This is a genomic window from Flavobacterium sp. 38 (genome assembly GCF_057799715.1).
The window spans coordinates 56,695-75,327 of sequence record NZ_JBYNWZ010000012.1 but is presented as its reverse complement, the minus strand read 5'-3'; the positions used below and the strand labels follow the sequence as shown (position 1 = coordinate 75,327).

The following is an 18,633-nucleotide window of genomic DNA, read 5'->3' as shown; positions in this document are numbered from 1 at the left end:
TTTAAAATTTTGTATTAACGCCAAGTGAAATAGTTCTGGCTTGTGGATAAGTAAAGCTAAATTCTCTGATACCATTCATTCCGGAAGGGCTTTTTTCTTTGTACCAGTACAGTAAATTAGAAACGTCTCCAAATACCGTTAAGCTATCCAGAAAAGTGTTTTTTACAGGTACATTGTAACTTAAGTTGACATTACTGATTTTAATATAAGTAGCATCAAATACATATTTACTCATGTTCGGAATTAAAGTATTATTACCCGGAGAAGGCTGTGTCGCTATATCTCCTGGATTTCTCCAGTAATCATAAGCATTAACAGACATGTTTCTGTTGGAAGTAATTCTGTATTTTCCAATAATATCATCTGTAACCAATTTATCTCCGCCCCATTGAAAAGCTCCTGTTATAGATAAAGTAATGCTGTTATTTAATGAAAATCTGTTGCTGAAACCTCCAAATGCTTTTGGCTGTGTATTTCCAATTGGCTCCCAGTCTGCATTTGTAAATAACTGGCTATAAGTTGCAGAATCGTAAACTTGACCATTTTTTCTAATAAGATCTCTACCAGTTGCAGGATCTACGCCAATCCAGTTTACGCCCCAGATGGTACTTGTGCTGTAACCAATTTTTTGTGCTAGAGCGATATTAGCCTGAGAATATTCACTTCCTAATCCTTTTAAATCGCTAACTTTATTTTCTACTGTTGAGATATTAAAAGAGGTTGACCATTTAAATTTTCCTTTTTGAAACCACTTTATTCTCGTAGTAAATTCAAGACCTTTATTGTACATACTTGCAGCGTTTAACTCCAAAGAGCTATAACCATTTTCTACCGGAATATCTCTGCTAACGATCAAATCAGATAAATCGTCATAGTAATATTCTAGAGACATTTCAATAGTATTGAAGATATTAAAATCGACCCCTGCATTAAATTTGGTATTTTTCTCCCAGCTTAAATTTCCGTTAGGAGCGTCGCCTACAGTAGCATAATTATCGCCATTATATCCGTTTTGCGCAATATTGTACAAACCTTTTGAGCGGTAAGACCCAATTCTAGAGTTACCTGTTGAACCATAACTCACTTTCAATTTTAAGAAGTCAATCCAAGAAGAGTTGTTTAAGAAATCTTCGTTAGAAATAATCCATGCTAAACCTGCACCGCTATTTAAAGCCACATTAGTATCATCTCCAAAAACAGAACTTTCGTCACGTCTAATATTTCCTAAAACAAAGTATCTCTTTTTGTAATTGTAATTGATTTGAGAAAATAAGGATACTCTCGAATTATTGCTGATATCAGATCTATACGTTTGTTTTTTGTAGGTTTCGTCTTCTGCTGTTAAGAGGTTATCATCTTGTATAGCATCTGCTACTGCATTTACAATATTCGGATTAACAAATCCTGTAGCCTGAGCATAGTGAAACCTTCCTTTTTCTTCAGCTAGTTCAAAACCTAAAACACCGTCTATGGCATGGTTTTCAGTAATTTTTTTATCAAACAATACTTGTCCCTGCCAGTTCCATTTGGTAGAGTTACGGTTATTGATAGCTCTTCGTCCCCAACTAGGATAAGTCTGTCCATCTAAAATAAAAGTACCGCTGTTTCTACCGCTTTCATTTTCTCCAGAAAAATAACGGTCTTGTTCTTTATCTTTATAATCAATTCCGAATAAGGTTTGAAACTTTACAGCCTTGTTAAGCTCATAACCTAAATTAATGCTTCCCAATAAACCATAAGTATCTGTTATATTTCTATTTTGAGCAATCGCGGCCAAAGGATTTCCACCTGTTATTCCCGTCACACCAGATAAAGCATAAGATCCGTCTGCATTATAAGGTGACATTGTCGGAATATAAGCATAAGAAAAATAGGTGTTAGGCGCATCTTTTTTGATGTAACTTGGATTTAAGGATAAATTCACATCCCATTTAGAATGTCTGTAACCAAGATTTATTCCTGCATTCAATTGTTTTGTCGAATTGCCAAGTTGCGGTTCATCAATATCTAAATAGGTAATATTGGCTCTATATGAAAATTTAGAATCAGCTCCAGAAACATTAAAATTATATTTATTGTATATTCCTGAATTGTTTAAAAGATCAAACCAATCAGTATTGACTCCGTTATAAGAAAGCAGGGCGCTGTTTGGAGACGTATTTCTTAAATATTCGTTTCTCATTTCAGTATACTGCTCTCCGTTTAAATATTTGATCTGATTGATAGCAGATGAAACTCCAAGCTGATTAGAAAAGCCAAATTTAGCTTTACCCATTTTTCCTTTTTTGGTAGTAATTAAGATTACACCATTTGCACCATCGGCACCATAAAGTCCAACGGCTGCGGCATCTTTAAGAACTGTAAAAGTTTCAATATTTTCAGGAGCAATTTGCGCTAGCGGATTTGATAAATCTTCAGAAAATGAAGTTTGTCCATTAAAAAAAGAACTATCAATATAACTTTCTTCAGACATAATAACCCCATCAATAATAATAAGCGGTTGTGTCGAAGTTCCAAAAATTGTATTTCCTAAAGGTTTTAAAGTACCTTGCCCACGAATATTGATTTTTACTGGTCCGCCAACTCCAGAAGTGTTTTCGATAAGCACGCCGGCAACTTGTCCTTCTAACATTTTATCAACACTTTCAGAAGCCTGATTTACTGGAATATCTTTTGAAGTTATGGTCGAAATACTCCCAACAATTTCTTCTTTCAACTTTGTAGTTCCATAAGAAGAAGTAATAATTACTGGATTTAATTCGTCTGTAACTTCCTGAAGATAAAAAACAAAATCTTTTTTATAGCCAGCTGTTTGAGATTGCGATTCCATTCCTAAATAAGCAGCTTCAAGAATCTGGTCTTTAATATTATTTCCTTTCAATTCATAAGCAAACTTTCCGTTAGCGTCCGTTATGGCGCCCATTCCGGTTCCGCTTATGCGAATAGTCGCGCCAGGAAGAGGCTGTCTGTCTTTTGCACTGTAGACAGTTCCTTTTATAACACGCTCGGTTTCTTGAGCAGCGTCATTAGATCTGTTAACACGAGTAGCATCTGTGAGCAAAACTTGCTTTTTCTGAATGTAATACGAAATATTCGTGCCTTTTAATAACTTCTTTAAAACAGTTTCTAAAGCCGCATTATCAACATCCAAATCGGCTAATTGTTCTGTATCTACTTTTTTTGCATTATAAATAATCCTAAAATCGCTTTGTTCTTCAATCGATTTTATGATAGAACTGATTGGTTTATTTTTAACATGTATGGTTATTAATTTATTCTGCGAAAAACCTTTAAAACTGGATATAAGGAGGGCTAAGAAAAACAAAGTTTTTCTTAAGTTATTGGGTATCATTAAAGTCATGTTTTATTTAGTTATGGAAAATTGGCGTAATTGTAATTGTTTTTTGTTTAATAGAATAATTAAAAGGTGTGTCGCGTTTTAGCAGATCTAAAATGTTTTCGACACTAGATTCGCTAATTTTAATGGTACCCGTAAAATTCTGTCTGGCCAAATCAGAATTTTCATTGATAATCTCAACGTCGTAGGTACGCTGAATAATTTTAGCGATTGTAGAAAATGGGGTGTCTTTAAAAGCAAGTTCGCCTTTTGTCCAGGCAGCGTAAAAGGCAGGATCGACTTCTTTTAAAACCAGTTTTTTTGAATTATTTTGCCATGTCGCCATTTGGTTTGGCTTCAGCAAAATAGCGTTAGAAGGATTAATAGCTTCAGACATTCGGATACTTCCCTCAATTAATGTACTGTTAACTGTAGGGTTTTCAGGATAAGCGCTCACATTAAATATTGTCCCGAGAACTTCGATGTCTGCCTGATTCGCATGTACGATAAACGGATGGGTTTTGTCTTTGGCAACTTCAAAAAATGCTTCACCTGTTAAGTAGACATTTCTGTTTCCGTTTAGACCAAATTGCTCTGGATAACGCAAAGTTGTTCCCGAATTTAAACTCACAACAGTACCATCTGAAAGTTTAAGTTTGAAACGTTTTCCGTACGGAACCGAAAGTGTATTGTAAATTACTTTCTCATCCTGAACTTTACCAAAATAAATAATTTGATTCGGAAATTTTTTGGCAACCAAATCGCCTTTGTCATTTAACAAAGTAGTCTGCGTTTTTCCAGAGAAATATTCCATACGGCCGTCGCCTAATTCTAGAACAATTTCTTTTGGAGTTTCAGATTTGCTGTTAAATAAGTAAAAAGTCGTTCCTAAACCCAGAAACACTAAAAAAATCGCAGCGTACTGTAAATACGATCTGATTTTATTTTTTGGCTTCATCTGGATTACTGGAACAGTTTCAATAGATAAATCGGAAGTAAGAGTGGTTAATGCCCAAATCTTCTTAATTTTTATAAATTGTTGCTTGTTTTCTTCTGACGCTTCAATCCAGTCAAAAAGTGCCTGAACTTCTTGTTCTGAAGCTTCGTTAGAAAGGTATTTGTTTATTATTTCCGATGTCATATATGCGTTTTAAAACTTCTCGCCATTATAAGTACACTTCAGAATTAAAATACCCTACCTTTATTCTTAATTATTATAAATAAGGATAAAAATTAAGAACAAATAATCGGATAATTTCGTCTTTAAAATCTTCAAAGCCTTTGTCATATGGGCTTCTACAGCTTTTAAAGAAACGCCTAATTCTTCTGCGATTTCTGCATTTTTTTTATTCTCAAAGCGTTTTTTAATAAAAACTTCTCTGGTTTTTGGTGGCAAATCACTGATAGATTCCTGAATTATACGTTCTAATTCGGTTAGTTCTAAAGTGTCAAACTGGATCGAATTTAAAACTTCGATATCCAATTCTCTTTCTTTGTGGTTTAAGAGGTCATTTTTGAATTTATCCTTCACTTTATTGTGACGAATTAAATTCAAGCATTTTGATTTGGCATACGTAAATAAGAAAGCTTGGATTCCGTTAACAGATTCCACATTTTCTTTACTTTGCCAGAGGTGTAGTAAAGCTTCCTGAGCGAGGTTTTCAGCTTCATCTTGGTCATAAATGAACTGGACGCTGAAAGATTGGATTCTTCTAAAATATTTATCGTAAAAAAACTTAAATGCAGTTTCGTCGCCTTCCTTAAAGGAATGGAAAAGATCTGATTCGAAACGGGCATTATTATTCATTAAACGAAATTTTGTAGAAAGCAATATTAAAGTAAATTTTAAAAAATACTCAATTTTGCTCAGAAAGCGGCAAATATAAAAGTTTATTTATATTAATTCTAAATAAAATAAAATTATTGAATGTTTCTCGAAAAATTATTCAGAAAAGGTTTGGTTTGGGAATTTTTAAAATGTTTTTAACGCAAAGAGCGCAAGGATTTTTTAATATGCTGAGTCTATAAAAACGCAAAGTCCGCAAAGCTTTAAGTAAAAGAAAAATTAATTTGAATTGCCTCCAGCTTTAGCTGGAGGTGAAAATATAGAATTAGTAATGGCTTTAGCCAAATGGTGAAGTTTGGCTAAAGCCTAAATAGCCATCCATTTAAACCTCCAGCTAAAGCTGGAGGCAATTGATATTTTTAAAATTAGAATTTGAAAACATAGCCAAAGGTTTCAACCGTTGGTATATAATGCATAGTATAAAAATAAATAGCCACAGATTATTAAGATTAAAATGATTTTAAAAATCTGCTTTAACCTATGTAATCTGTGGCTTAAAATATTTAGGCATTTCAGTTTTCGTTATTACCCAAAGCTTTTATAGACAAAGCTTTGCGAACTTCGATTTTAAAAATCTAACTCAAAAAAAACTTTGCGGTTAAAAAATAAATTAAAATGAACTTATATCACTTATATGGTTTAAAAAAAAAAATTAAACAGTCTTACGATTAAAATTAAACCATCCAAAACCAATCAAAAGCAAATTGAAAAGCAACAACGGAACAAAAGCTTTTGCAAAACTAATTTTTGTTGGATCACTAAAAGTTTCCACTTTAAATTTTCCCCAATTTTCTGCATCTACAGCAGCATTATCGAATATTTTTGGATAGAAATACAATCTCAGTTTTTCATGAAATTTAGAAGTTTCTTTCAAAAATAAAAGCTGATTTCCTAAATCGGCATTAGCAATTTCGTTCAGTTGTAATTGTGTGTGCAGTGTCGGAATAAATTGTGCAATGCTTTGGCTAGCAAGGTTTCGCTGCTGTAATTTGCTTTCTAATTCTCGAGATTGCAAAGCCGATTCGTCGTCGCCCATTTGCTGCATGGCATAATACCAAAGCCAGGTGAATTCTTTGTCTGCCGGAATTTTGTACGATCTAAACTGCGGATAATGTTTGTAAAACTTCTCCATTGTCTCATTTTTGTCCGTATCCCATTTTTCATGATACGCATTTCGCTGTTTCAAAGTCAGCTCTAAAGCTTCTGGAACTTTATATTTCGTAACGATATAAGCATTAATTCCAGCAGGAACAATAATAATTAGAAACAACCATATCGTTAGCAAAATAACAGCATTAAAATTCGAATGTTTTTGCAGTGAAACAATAAAGAAACAGACTGCAAACCAGAACAGAATATACAAAACACCAAGCCCGTAAAAGACAAACAAAGATTGGTTTAACGGAATATTTAAGAATAAAACCGCTATAAAAAGCAAGATACTAAGTAATGCGATAAGACTCAAAATCCTAACATAGAATAGTTTTAAGATATAGAAAAAAGTATTCTGGCTTTGCGTTGCTACAATTTTCCAAGTGCCGCTTTCTTTTTCTTCAGAAATAAGATTGTAAGAGAAAGCAATAATCAAAAGTGGAAAAAGATAAATGAGAACAAAACTAAAGTCAATATTTCCAGCCAAAAGATTGTTCGGATTATTAAGCTCAGAATCATATTTCTGACCTTCTAATCCGCGAATTGTTACATTTTGAATGGAAGGATTAACATCGCGCTGTCCGATGGCTAAACTGTTTATAGGCAGCGTTTTATTAACCAATGAAAATTTGATGTAATACAACAAAAGTCCGATTTCGTCTTTGTGAAATGCTGCATTTCGGGCAATATGCTCTTTCTGATAAACGGTTGCTTGTTCGATAGTTTGGATTTGTTTATCCTGAAACTGTTTTCCGATTAATAAGCTGATAAAACCAATGCAGAGTAAGAAAAGCAAACCAATCTTAGTGCCTTTTGATCGAATGAAATTTTTGAATATTAATGATAACATATTAAATGGCTTTAAGTTTTTGTGCTGCAATTCGAATTAAAACAAAAAGCAGTGTAATCCATAGAACAATAGAGATGATCGAAATGATTTCGTTTTCCAGAACTGTTCCAATTTTTTTAGGTTCATAATGAAAATCCTCCACATCTGCCCAATGTTCCTTGCTGATTGAATACGGTTTATCTCCCGCTGAAGGCTTTTTATTGCTGATGTATTTGATCTGCAAAGCATTCATTTTCTGCGCCATCATATAACGATAATCTTCCGCTTGCTGCTGAAAATCGACATACGATTCATAATCGGTATTCGACAATCCCATCGATAGATTTTTCATTGCGATATAAGGATTCAAAAAAGAAACGGTTTTAGAAAAACTATTCTGTTTTTTGTAAACCTGCAGCAATTCGGCTAAATGTTCATTGTAAATTCTAGAACTTATTTTTTCGCCCTCGGTCATAATAAAGCCAGAATAATTAAACGGAAGTTTCTGTACAGAATCTACTTTATAAGCGCTTAGAAGCGAATCTTTTATCGCTTTATAATGCGGATCATTCGGATTATGACTATCGCCTTGTTTTAAAATATCTTTCTCAATATCACTAGTAAATTGGATTTTAGAAGGCGCTTCATAAATATAAGCTCCAATGGCTTGTGTAGTTCTTGGAAGAATAATCGTAAAAAGAAGCCAGATGCCAATAAGCGTGATAAGTGCTTTTTTGGAAGTTTTGCTAATCGCGGAAACTAAAACGGCAATAACACAGAAAAATAGCAGATAAACCAAATGAAAAAGCACAAATAGAATCATCTTAAGCGTTTGATCTGCTGTGATAGAAAAATCTTGAAGCAACAGCCAAACAAATAGTAAAACAACAATAGCAGGAACAAAAAGCATCATAATAACACTTGCAATTCCTAATGTTTTTCCAATTAAAAGCTGTTTCCAGTTGATTCCCTGCGTTAAAAGTATTTTTAAAGTACCGTTTTCGCGTTCGTAAGCAATCGAATTAAAACCTAGAAAAAAAATTAACAAGGGCAGTAAAACTTGTAATACTAAAGCTATGCTGATTTCGCCAAATCGGAGCATGCTATTAGAAAAGCCAGCTTCAGAAAAATTGGCTGTATTTTGCTTGTGCGCTTCCAGAAAAATGGCATTTCCAAAAAAAGGTTCCATTCCAAATTCGAATACGCTTAAAGGCGTGCTTTTTCTAAAAGCAAAATTCCCGTAATGCGCCATTCTATGCGGATTCTTATCTGGATTTTTCAGCCAGTCTTCTCTCGATTCGTGCTGGTATTTTTCGCTCGTTTCGTTTTGGCTTTTGTAGTTTTCCCAACCCGAAAATGTCGCGTATAAAAGCAAAATGCCTATAAAAAGCGTGATGATAAAAACAGCGGTGTTTTTAAAAACAGAATGCCTTAAATGTTTGGCAATTAAAAGTTCTGAATGTAATATTTTCATATAAATTAGAATTTATAAGTTACGGTAAGGCTTGCATTTCTTGGACTTCCAGGAAATAATCTCAAATAGTTTTGAGCGCCTAACCAATACGTTTTGTTTAGCAGATTTCCTGCATTTACAGCAATTTGTATATCGCTATTATTGGGTTTGTAATAAAGCGCAGCATCAAAAATGGTAAAATCAGGAAGGGTAAAATCTCTAGTAAACCAAGGCACTTTACTGCTTTGGTACTGCATTCCGAATCCAATTCCGAAATCGTCTAAGACTGAGTCTGAAGCAAAGTTGTAGCGCGTCCATAAATTGGCGCTGTTTTTTGGTGTGTTTTGTTTTCGCTGTCCTATTAATGAAGCATCTGCATCATTGGTAATTTTAGCATTGATATAGCTGTACGAAACGTTAATTTGCCAATCTGGAGTAATATATCCGGCTAAATCACATTCAAAACCACGGCTTCTTTCTGATCCTCTAGTTACCAGCAAATCGGGATTGACAGGATCATTCGCATTCATCAAAATATTACGCTGATTGATTTCGTAAACCGCAGCATTAAAACTTACGCTATTGTTGAAGAAAACAGCTTTCATTCCAAATTCCTTTAAATCACTTTCCAAGGGTTTAAATAGACTTCCAGCAGGCAGACTTCCAGTTTGCGGCATCAAAGTAGTGGTATTCGATTGTGGCTGATAGCCCTCCAAATAAGTCGTGTAAACATTTATCGCACTGTTTATGGCATAAGTAACGCCAATTCTTGGCAATAAAGCCGATTTTTTAACGGTCAACTCGTTACTAGATTCATAATTCGTAATATCCTCAAACCATTCGCTTCGTAATCCCAATAAAAAACGGAATTTTTCCCATTGAATCTCATCCTGAATATAAACCGCATTGGTTGTTGTAAGAGCAGAAGGAAGCGCTGTACGGACATTTAAAACATAAGATTCTGTATCTCTTAAAGTGTAGGAAGGATTATTCAAATCAAAGAAATTGACATTTGGTTTTGGCAAAACAACTCCGTTTACTGTAACCGTCTGATAGTTGGAAGCATTTGCAGGAACAAAAGAACTGGCTACAGTGCCATCATTCAATAAATAGCCTCTCGCGGCATTTTGTCCGCCTCCTAGATTTTTATTCCAACTGCTTAAATCGTAACCTGTCAATAGTTTATGATTGAGTTTTCCTGTTTTAAAATCAAAGTTGAAATAAGCGCTCAAATTGTCAATATCCCAATACTGTTTGCGTTGCACGTACTGCATCATGGCCAAACTTGTAACAGGCTGATTGTTCATATCTACCGCAAAACCGTTTGTTGTGCGGTGTTCTTGAAGATCTTCTGTCCAAGTTTGTTTCATATACGAGGCATTGAAACCAATTTTTGACGAAAATTTATGCGCTAAATTCGTCATGAAAATCATTTCTTTCGACTTAAAATAATCGCCAGAAGCGGCCAAATTCAAGCTAATTGGCGTTTGCTTTAAATTGGTTACGCCAGCAACAGCTCCAAAAATAGGCTGTCCGCGATCCAGTGTTCCTGTCATGTCGCTCAAAATCAGTTCGGTATTAATTGCCGTTTTTTCATTCGGAACATAACTGAACGATGGAGAAATTAGAAAAGACTTATTATTTACAAGATCTCGAAATGATTTCGCTTCCTGATATGCTCCGTTTACTCGGTATAAAAGTGTTTTGGATTCGTTTAAAGGGCCTGTAAAATCTAAAGTACCACGAATTGTGCTGAAACTCCCAACCATCAGACTTACTTCTTTTCGGTCGGTTGCCAAAGGTTTTTTGGTCACCATATTAATGCTTCCTCCTGGATCGACAGAAGAAAACGTGGCGCTAGATGGGCCTTTGATAACTTCAACACGTTCGATGTTGCTTGTTAAAGGTTGCAGGAAATAATATTGACGGGTTCGCATTCCGTTAATAATCTGGCCTTCTTCATTTTGACTGATCCCTCGAATTGTATATTGATTGTAAAAACTAGAAGGAATAACACCGCTTGCCATTTTGACAACATCGGCCAGATATATTGCGCCTTTATCGGCAATTAATTCTTTGGTAATGCTAGAAATAGACTGCGGAATATCTTTATTTAAAGAAGCTGTTTTGGTTGCCGAAAACGAATAATCGCTGTTGTACTTTCGCGTGGAGCGACCAACAATTTCAACAGTCTGCAATTCATTTCGGTCAATATTTAATTCAATGTTTAAGAAATCGGAACTCGATTTTAGCTGAATGGTTTTAAAACCCGCAGCAGAAATTTGAAGCGTTCCTTGTCCGTCCAATGAAAAAGCTCCATTATGATCGGTTGTAGTTTCTTTATTCGAATTTAATAACTGAATAAAAGCATTCGGAATCGGTTCTTTAGTTTCTGCATCAATAATTTTTCCGCTGCTGTTTTGAGCATTTAGAAAAGAAAAACTGCTTACTAAAAATAGTAAGGAAAAAACATGTTTCATGGTATGGAATGGAAATCTAGGTTTCCTTTAAACCGTTTGTAAATACAAATTTTCTAATTCGTTTGCCGAAATTTTTTCCGCTTCAATTACGGTTACCAAATTTCCTTGTTTCATAATTCCGATATGAGAAGCCACTTCGCGCGCTCTGAAAATGTCATGAGTTGCCATTAAAATCGCTGTTCCGTCTGCAGAAAGCTCTTTTAAGATTTGAGAAAATTCGTTAGAAGCCTTAGGATCTAAACCGCTTGTAGGTTCGTCCAGCAAAAGCACTTTTGCTTTTTTAGCAATGGCAATCGCAATTCCGACCTTCTGGCGCATTCCTTTAGAATAACCACCCAAATTCTGATCGTGTGCTTTAGGTTGCAATCCTGCTTTGTTTAAAAAATAAGTTAGTTCTCCTGTAGAGTATTTAAAACCTGCCAGAGAAGAGAAAAATTTTAGGTTTTCCAATCCAGTCAGATTTGGGTAAAGCATTACTGTTTCTGGAATGTAGGCAACAAATTCTTTCGTTGTTTTGGCATTCAGTGTAACGGGTATATTGTTGATTGTTAAAGTTCCGTCGGTTGGTTCTATAAAACCTAAAAAGAGATTAATTGTAGTGGTTTTTCCAGCACCGTTTTGACCTAAAAGCGCGAAGATTTCGCCTTCTTTAATCGTTAAATTTAAAGCATTCAAAGCAGTATGATCGCCATATTTCTTGGTCAGATTTTCAGCTGTAAGCATAGTGGTATTTTATTTGGATTAAATATTTGGAAATAATAATTCAGACTTCAGAACATACCGATTAGCATGCCTGAAATTCTTTTTTTTGAAATGAAAAGGAAGTCTACAATTGATTATCCGCGAAAGCGAAATAAGAAAACACAAAATGCTTCTTACTCTTTGCACTGAAAGCGAAAGTTTCTAAAAAAAGATAATCAAGTGACTAGAATAGAGCAGGAGGTGCCCTTAAAGCAAATAAACTGCCTTTGAAGAATGTGGAAACCGACTGTGTAAAAACATAGATCGGTTTAATGGTTATTTCTGTTTTTTGAAAAACTACCGTTTGAAAAGTACTGGGAATGTAAGTGCTGAAAGCAAAATGACAAATATGGCATTGCGTATCTGTCGCGTGGCTATGCGTTATTTCCTTTTGATTTTCGCTGGTATGATGTTCACAAGGTTTTTCTGAAAACTGTTTGATAACATGCTCATAGGAATGTACGGTCTGAAACAGCATTGAGGCCAATACTATTAAAGACATTAAAAAATTAACAGCGATAATTCTTTTTTTCATTCCAGATTTTTCTGTCCGTTTTTTATTATATTAAAACGCAACAGTGTTGCAAAGGTAGCGATCTAAATTTTAAAACCTAAAAAATAGGCGATAATTTTAAATTTGATAACATTGCAAAGCCTTATTCTACGCCCACTTTACAGGTTATTGTATAATAATTGAAGGGTATGGAAATCAGACGAACCGTCAAAATGTTTATGAAGGACTTCCTGAAAAATAGACTCTGAGTTTTGTACGCTTGCAAATAAAGTCATGCAAGATTGCAATCTTTCTACATCAAGACTTTCGAAAATATCAGAAACATTTTCTTCTTTTTTAATAAGTTCTGAAGTGATTTCTACTAGATGCTTTCCTAAAATGGGATGTTCAAGAAAAGCAATTGCTTCGTCAGCATTTTTGATTTCGTAAAATTTGGATGTATCGCTCGAACCCATTCCTTTTATCTGCGGGAAAATAAACCACATCCAAGGAGATTCTTTTTTGCCATTTTTGATTTCGTCCAGAGCCGTTAAATACAATTTGTTTTGAGCATCTAGAAAACGAAGTAATTCATTGTTATTGTAAGCCATTATTTACGATATTAATTTGGGGATATCAGGTGATAAATCTAGTTAAAATATGTTTACTTGTATGTGATGAAATGTTTTTTTTAAAGTCATTTTTTAACATTTTCGACGGAATAATTTAAAAGGATGATTAGATGCAAAATAGCATGTCGGAATTTTATATTAACAGAAAAAGTAGTATTAATAATGGTTTTTATTGTTATAAAATGAAGTTTTTGTTGGCTGTTCTGTTATGATTTTCCTATTTTTATGGACAGACGTTTTTACAACTGTCGCAAAAAATAAAATTAGGATTGATATTGACCTCTTTACAATATCAATATTTTCAACCGGGCATACTTCGCCTATAAAAAAATAAATGCTTATGAAAATAGGATTAATCGGATTCGGAAAGACTGGAAAATCAGTAGCTTCAATATTATTAGAAAATAACAAATTCTGTTTAGAGTGGGTTTTAAGACAAAGTACCGTTTTAGAACACAGATCGGTTCCAGAATTTTTTGGAGTGGAGTCAGAAGAACCCGGCTTAATCTATTCTAGTTCTAAAACTTCTATAGAAGAATTGTTAGAAAAGCATCCTGTTGACGTTATTATTGATTTTTCGTCTCATCAGGGAATTTATACGTATGGAGAAGCTGCGGCAAAAAAAGAGGTTAAAATTATTTCGGCGATTTCGCATTATAAAGACAAAGAACTGGCATTTCTTAAAAAATTGGCTCAAAAAACTACCGTGTTTTGGTCACCAAATATTACGTTGGGTGTAAATTATCTTTTATTTGCTGCGAAATTTTTAAAGAAAATTGCACCTTGGGTTGATATCGAAGTGAATGAAGAACATTTTAAAACCAAACAAGGAACTTCTGGAACAGCAGTAAAAATAGCTGAAGCACTTGATGTTGATAAAGAAAACATCAATTCGGTAAGGGCGGGAGGAATTGTCGGAAAACATGAAGTTATTTTTGGTTTTCCCTTTCAGACGGTGCGTTTAATACACGAATCCATTTCGAGAGAAGCCTTTGGAAACGGAGTTATTTTTGTTGCCGAAAATCTAAAAGAAAAAGAAAAAGGACTTTATAATTTTGAAGATATTTTGTCTCCTTATTTTACGGTTTAGTTTTTTTTAAAGGTGCTGAGGTGCTAAGATGCTAAGATGCTAAGGTTTTTGCCACAAAGACGCTAAGACACGAAGATTTTATCGTAGACATTGTATTGTAGAGACGCACTGCAGTGCGTCTACACAACGAGAGCAACTACCTTAATGGTTTAAATCTCGCAAAGACGCAAAGGCGCGAAGTTTTTTTATTTTTATTTGTAAGACATTAAGTTCTAAAGATGTGTAGGAAGTTAATAATCGCGCAAAGACGCGGAGTCGCAAAGTTTTTTTAAGCGGTTTAATTAAACCTGACAGGTTTTAAAAACCTGTCAGGTTTATTATGGCTGATGATATGTTAGTCGAGCTACTTGCGGAGATCCTTCGTTCCTCAGGATGACAAACGTTATGTTAATTTTAATCTGCAAAATCTGCGAGAGAAAAAAAACTTTGCGTCTTTGCGTCTTTGCGCGATTATAAATTTTTGTCTCAATACGAACTAAAAAGCTTCGCGTCTTAGAGCCTTCGTGGCAAAAAAAAACTCAGCAACTCAGCATCTCAGAACCTTAGCACCTTAAAAAATTACTTTTCAATTATCATCGTAACGCCCTGACCGCCCGCAGCACAAATAGAAATTAATCCTTTTCCAGAGCCTTTTTCGTTGAGCAATTTGGCCATTACACCAATAATTCTTCCGCCAGTTGCGGCAAAAGGATGCGCGGCTGCTAAACTGCTTCCTTTCACATTTAATTTATTTCGATCGATCGCGCCTAAAGCTTTCTTTAAACCGATTTCGGCACTCAATTCTGGACTTTCCCAGATTTTTAAGGTTGCTAAAGTCTGGGCAGCAAAAGCTTCGTGAATTTCATAAAAATCAAAATCCTGAAGATTTAGTTCTGCTTTTTCCAGCATTCTAGAAACCGCAAATAAAGGCGCCAATAAAAGATTCTGCTGATTTTTGACGTATTCTATAGCGGCAATTTCACCAAAAGTGATGTAAGCCAAAATGGGAAGTCCTTGTTCTTTAGCCCATTCTTCGCTTGCCAATAGAACAGAAGAAGCGCCATCGGTAAGCGGAGTCGAGTTTCCTGCTGTCAAAGTTCCGTTTACTTTATCGAAAGCTGGTTTAAGTTTTGCCAGTTTTTCTAGAGTAGAATCAGGTCTTAGATTGTTGTCTTTTGCAAGACCGTTAAAAGGGGTAATCATATCATCAAAGAAACCTTCATCGTAGGCTTTTGCCATATTCAAATGACTTCTTAATGCCAATTCATCTTGTTCTACGCGAGGTATTTTATAATATTTAGCCGTAATTTCGGTATGCCCGCCCATAGAAAGTCCGGTTTGAGATTCTTCATTTCTTGGAACTAATGGCGTAAAATCTTTCGGACGAAGTTTTAAAAACGTTTTAATTTTAGCACCCAATGATTTTGCCTGTCTGGCTTCCAATAGCGTTTTTCTCAATTTCTCGCTTACCGCAATTGGCATATCGCTAATAGAATCGACGCCTCCAGCAATTCCAGAATCAATTTGTCCTAATGCAATTTTGTTGGCAATATAAAGAGCACTTTCAATTCCCGTGTCGCAGGCCTGCTGTAAGTCGCAAGCGGGAGTAGCAGGATCTAGAGAAGTTTTTAGAACACATTCTCTAATAAGATTCATATCGTAGGAATGCTTTATCACAGCACCACCCGCAACTTCGCCTAAAAGCTTTCCGTTTAGATTGTATTTATCAATAAGACCATTCAGCGCTGCAGTCATCATTTCTTTGTTTCCTACATTAGAATAAGCGGTATTAGCTCTTGCAAAAGGAATTCTGTTGTAGCCTACAATGGCAACTTTTCTTATCGTGTTGGTTTTCATACAAAGTGTTTTTGAGTGGATTTATTTTCAGTTTTTTGGAATGATAAAGATAGAAATAGAATTCGGTTTAAAACTTAATGTAGATTAATATTGGAAAGAAATAACTTAAAAAATCGGGGTTTTTAAATTTATTTCTTTGTTAAAGTATTACAAATTGTTAGATTTATTTAGAACGAATAAAAATAATTTGGAAAACCCAATATTTGAATTTACTTTTGCCGAACAATTATAAAAATCAATCCAAAATGAAAATAATTTTTAATACCAAAGCTTACTTTTTAGTGCTGCTTTTAAGTTCATTGCAAATGATGGCACAGCAGGATTTTGGGAAAGTAGCTGGAAAAATTTCGTTAAGCGGTAATACTGCTGCCGAGAATATCTCAGTGACATTGAAAGGAACCAAATATTCTGACGTTACAACAGTTTCAGGACAATATGAAATTACAAGAGTAAAACCAGGAACTTATACAATTGTGGTTCGTGCAGTTGGTATTGCACCAATAGAAGATAAAGTTGTTGTAACAGCAAAACAGACTACAACTAAGAATTTTTCATTAAACGAAAGTCAAGAAGATCTTCAAGAAGTTGTCATTACAAAAAATAAATACAAGCAAGACAAGCCTTCCATGTCTTTACGTTTGCAGACACCAGTACTTGAGATTCCACAAAACATTCAGATTGTAAGTGCTCAGACTTTAAAAGACCAGCAGATTACAAGTATGAGTGATGGTGTAATCCGTAACGTGAGTGGTGCTGTACGTTTGGAGCACTGGGGAGATCTGTATACTAATATTACCATGAGAGGTTCTCAAATTCAGGCTTTTAGAAACGGATTTAACGTGGTTTCTTCTTTCTGGGGACCTTTAACAGAAGATATGAGTTTTGTAGATCATATCGAATTTGTAAAAGGGCCAGCTGGATTTATGCTTTCAAGCGGTGACCCAGCGGGATTATACAATGTGGTGACTAAAAAACCAACGGGAGTTACAAAAGGAGAAGTTAGTGCTTTGGTAGGAAGCTACGATTTCTACAGAGTAAGTATAGACCTTGACGGAAAATTAGATAAAAAAGGAAAATTATTATATAGATTTAACGGAGCGGCTCAGAAAAAAGGTGCTGTACGTCCGTTTGAACACAATGACCGTTATGTAATTGCTCCAGTAATTTCATATCAGTTTGATGACAAAACAAAATTAACATTTGAGTACAATTTCCAATATGCAAATATGACTGAAGTTGGTTCTTACTATGTTTTTGGACCTGAAGCGGGCGGATATGCTACATTGCCACGCAGTTTTACAATGACAGCTCCTGGGTTGCCAGATACTAATATTCAGGATCATAGCGGTTACTTGCAATTTGAACATAAGTTCGATGATAACTGGAAATTGACTGCACAAACTTCTTATTTCAAATATATTCAGCAAGGGTACAGCTCTTGGCCTGGAGTTGTAGGACCAGGGCCTGCTGACAGAGATTTTGATGGTGTTCCTGAAGGAAATCTTGCTTACGGAGAAATCATTAGAAATGTTGGAATCTGGGATGCTGAAAGTAATATGTATTTAGGACAGATTTTCGTAAACGGAAAATTCAATACAGGATCTGTAAGCCACAAATTATTAGGAGGAGTAGATTTAGGAAGCAAAGATTATGCTGCAGATTGGGGACAATCTCATGATTTAGACACTGTTGATAATCCTTTTAATGTATACAATCCAAATTACGGAACGCCTTCAAATGGTTTCCCACAATTTGATCATACAACGCCACTTTCTATTAGAGCAAAAAATGCAGGAGGTTTAATGAGTTCAGAATATGCAGCTGGATATATTCAGGATGAATTAGGTTTCTTCGAAAACAAATTGAGATTAACTCTTGCTGCTCGTTACACTTGGTTGAGCCAAGCAAGCTGGGGTGGAGATCCAATTTCAGACAGCCATGTTACTCCTCGTGTTGGTTTAAGTTTCTCTATTAACGAAAGTACAGCAATTTACGGATTGTACGATCAAGCTTTTACGCCACAGGCTGGAATTATTAAAAACGGCGATAAAGTAAAACCGCTTACTGGAAATAATGTTGAATTTGGTATTAAAAAAGACTGGTTTGACGGATCTTGGAGCACTACTTTAGCAGCTTACAGCATTTTAAAGAAAAACGAGTTAACATCTGATCCTGCAAATACTCCGGGAGAACAATATAGCGTTGTTTTGGGAGAAAAAAGAGCACAAGGAATCGAGCTTGATTTAAGAGGAAAACTTTTTGACGGAATGAATCTTATTGCTAACTACGCATTTACAGAATCTATTGTAAATAAAGTTGATCCTGCAGTATCTGCTGCAACAGGAATTAATGAAGGGGATATCGTTCCTGGATATTCTAAACATGTTGCAAATGCATGGTTAAACTATACAGTGCAATCTGGAAAAATTAAAGGTTTTGGAGCTTCTATTGGTGGAACTTTCCTTGACGGACGCCAAACAGATACTTGGAGCGAAGGTCTTCAAAGATTGCCTTCTTACTTCAGACTTGACGGAGGTTTATCTTATGAAATTGGTAAAGTAAAAGTTACAGCAAACGTATTTAATATTTTAGACAAATACTTATACAGCGGTTCTTACTACTCTTGGTTAAGTGCTTACTACTGGCAAGCAGAACCAGGAACAAACTTCAGAGTTGGCGTATCTTACAAATTCTAATATGGTTTGTTTTCGTTGAAAAATTACAAATCGCTTCAAAAAGCTTCT

12 protein-coding genes are annotated in these 18,633 nt (G+C 35.0%); 2 read left to right on the top strand and 10 right to left on the bottom strand.

Going from position 1 to position 18,633, the window contains the following annotated elements:
• Nucleotide 1: 1 nt before the first annotated feature.
• From AC3E9W_RS20685 to AC3E9W_RS20645, 9 genes are all read right to left on the bottom strand, one after another.
• Nucleotides 2-3,352 (bottom strand): SusC/RagA family TonB-linked outer membrane protein, encoded by a 3,351-nt coding sequence (locus AC3E9W_RS20685; protein ID WP_488769847.1) that lies wholly within the window; start codon nt 3,350-3,352, stop codon nt 2-4.
• 16 nt (nt 3,353-3,368) lie between these two features.
• Nucleotides 3,369-4,478, bottom strand: a complete 1,110-nt coding sequence (locus AC3E9W_RS20680) for a FecR family protein (RefSeq protein WP_488769846.1) — start codon at nt 4,476-4,478, stop codon at nt 3,369-3,371.
• A 66-nt stretch (nt 4,479-4,544) separates the two neighbouring features.
• Nucleotides 4,545-5,144, bottom strand: a complete 600-nt coding sequence (locus tag AC3E9W_RS20675; protein WP_306160081.1) for an RNA polymerase sigma-70 factor — start codon at nt 5,142-5,144, stop codon at nt 4,545-4,547.
• 691 nt (nt 5,145-5,835) lie between these two features.
• Nucleotides 5,836-7,185, bottom strand: coding sequence for a DUF3526 domain-containing protein (locus AC3E9W_RS20670; protein WP_488769845.1), 1,350 nt, complete (start codon nt 7,183-7,185; stop codon nt 5,836-5,838).
• A 1-nt stretch (nt 7,186) separates the two neighbouring features.
• Nucleotides 7,187-8,638: an ABC transporter permease gene (locus AC3E9W_RS20665; protein ID WP_488769844.1), complete on the bottom strand. Its 1,452-nt coding sequence runs from the start codon at nt 8,636-8,638 to the stop codon at nt 7,187-7,189.
• A 5-nt stretch (nt 8,639-8,643) separates the two neighbouring features.
• The gene (locus AC3E9W_RS20660) at nt 8,644-11,097 is read right to left on the bottom strand and encodes a TonB-dependent siderophore receptor (RefSeq protein WP_488769843.1); all 2,454 of its coding nucleotides are present in this window, start codon (nt 11,095-11,097) and stop codon (nt 8,644-8,646) included.
• Between the two features lie 27 nt (nt 11,098-11,124).
• Nucleotides 11,125-11,820 carry an ABC transporter ATP-binding protein gene (locus tag AC3E9W_RS20655; protein ID WP_456892535.1) on the bottom strand — a complete coding sequence of 232 codons (696 nt, stop codon included), beginning with the start codon at nt 11,818-11,820 and terminating at the stop codon, nt 11,125-11,127.
• A 202-nt stretch (nt 11,821-12,022) separates the two neighbouring features.
• A complete protein-coding gene (locus tag AC3E9W_RS20650) occupies nt 12,023-12,373 on the bottom strand; it encodes a hypothetical protein (protein ID WP_488769842.1) in 351 nt (116 codons plus the stop codon).
• A 137-nt stretch (nt 12,374-12,510) separates the two neighbouring features.
• Nucleotides 12,511-12,942: a DUF1810 domain-containing protein gene (locus AC3E9W_RS20645; protein ID WP_306160092.1), complete on the bottom strand. Its 432-nt coding sequence runs from the start codon at nt 12,940-12,942 to the stop codon at nt 12,511-12,513.
• A gap of 361 nt (nt 12,943-13,303) precedes the next feature.
• Between AC3E9W_RS20645 and AC3E9W_RS20640 the strand changes: the two genes are divergently transcribed.
• A complete protein-coding gene (locus AC3E9W_RS20640) occupies nt 13,304-14,053 on the top strand; it encodes a 4-hydroxy-tetrahydrodipicolinate reductase (protein WP_488769841.1) in 750 nt (249 codons plus the stop codon).
• 558 nt (nt 14,054-14,611) lie between these two features.
• On the opposite strand, the gene AC3E9W_RS20635 is transcribed toward AC3E9W_RS20640, so the two are convergent.
• Nucleotides 14,612-15,889: an acetyl-CoA C-acetyltransferase gene (locus tag AC3E9W_RS20635; protein WP_488769840.1), complete on the bottom strand. Its 1,278-nt coding sequence runs from the start codon at nt 15,887-15,889 to the stop codon at nt 14,612-14,614.
• Between the two features lie 245 nt (nt 15,890-16,134).
• On the opposite strand from AC3E9W_RS20635, the gene AC3E9W_RS20630 reads away from it, so the two are divergent.
• Entirely contained in the window at nt 16,135-18,585 is a 2,451-nt protein-coding gene (locus tag AC3E9W_RS20630; protein ID WP_306160098.1) for a TonB-dependent receptor, read from the top strand.
• Nucleotides 18,586-18,633 lie beyond the last annotated feature (48 nt).

What these genes read in the sequence shown, in the direction of transcription:
- AC3E9W_RS20645 (WP_306160092.1), bottom strand. Translation starts at nt 12,942, where the DNA reads ATGGCTTACAATAACAATGAATTACTTCGTTTTCTAGATGCTCAAAAC.
- AC3E9W_RS20655 (WP_456892535.1), bottom strand. Translation starts at nt 11,820, where the DNA reads ATGCTTACAGCTGAAAATCTGACCAAGAAATATGGCGATCATACTGCT.
- AC3E9W_RS20680 (WP_488769846.1), bottom strand. Translation starts at nt 4,478, where the DNA reads ATGACATCGGAAATAATAAACAAATACCTTTCTAACGAAGCTTCAGAA.
- AC3E9W_RS20665 (WP_488769844.1), bottom strand. Translation starts at nt 8,638, where the DNA reads ATGAAAATATTACATTCAGAACTTTTAATTGCCAAACATTTAAGGCAT.
- AC3E9W_RS20685 (WP_488769847.1), bottom strand. Translation starts at nt 3,352, where the DNA reads ATGATACCCAATAACTTAAGAAAAACTTTGTTTTTCTTAGCCCTCCTT.
- AC3E9W_RS20640 (WP_488769841.1), top strand. Translation starts at nt 13,304, where the DNA reads ATGAAAATAGGATTAATCGGATTCGGAAAGACTGGAAAATCAGTAGCT.
- AC3E9W_RS20660 (WP_488769843.1), bottom strand. Translation starts at nt 11,097, where the DNA reads ATGAAACATGTTTTTTCCTTACTATTTTTAGTAAGCAGTTTTTCTTTT.
- AC3E9W_RS20630 (WP_306160098.1), top strand. Translation starts at nt 16,135, where the DNA reads ATGAAAATAATTTTTAATACCAAAGCTTACTTTTTAGTGCTGCTTTTA.
- AC3E9W_RS20650 (WP_488769842.1), bottom strand. Translation starts at nt 12,373, where the DNA reads ATGAAAAAAAGAATTATCGCTGTTAATTTTTTAATGTCTTTAATAGTA.
- AC3E9W_RS20670 (WP_488769845.1), bottom strand. Translation starts at nt 7,185, where the DNA reads ATGTTATCATTAATATTCAAAAATTTCATTCGATCAAAAGGCACTAAG.
- AC3E9W_RS20675 (WP_306160081.1), bottom strand. Translation starts at nt 5,144, where the DNA reads ATGAATAATAATGCCCGTTTCGAATCAGATCTTTTCCATTCCTTTAAG.
- AC3E9W_RS20635 (WP_488769840.1), bottom strand. Translation starts at nt 15,889, where the DNA reads ATGAAAACCAACACGATAAGAAAAGTTGCCATTGTAGGCTACAACAGA.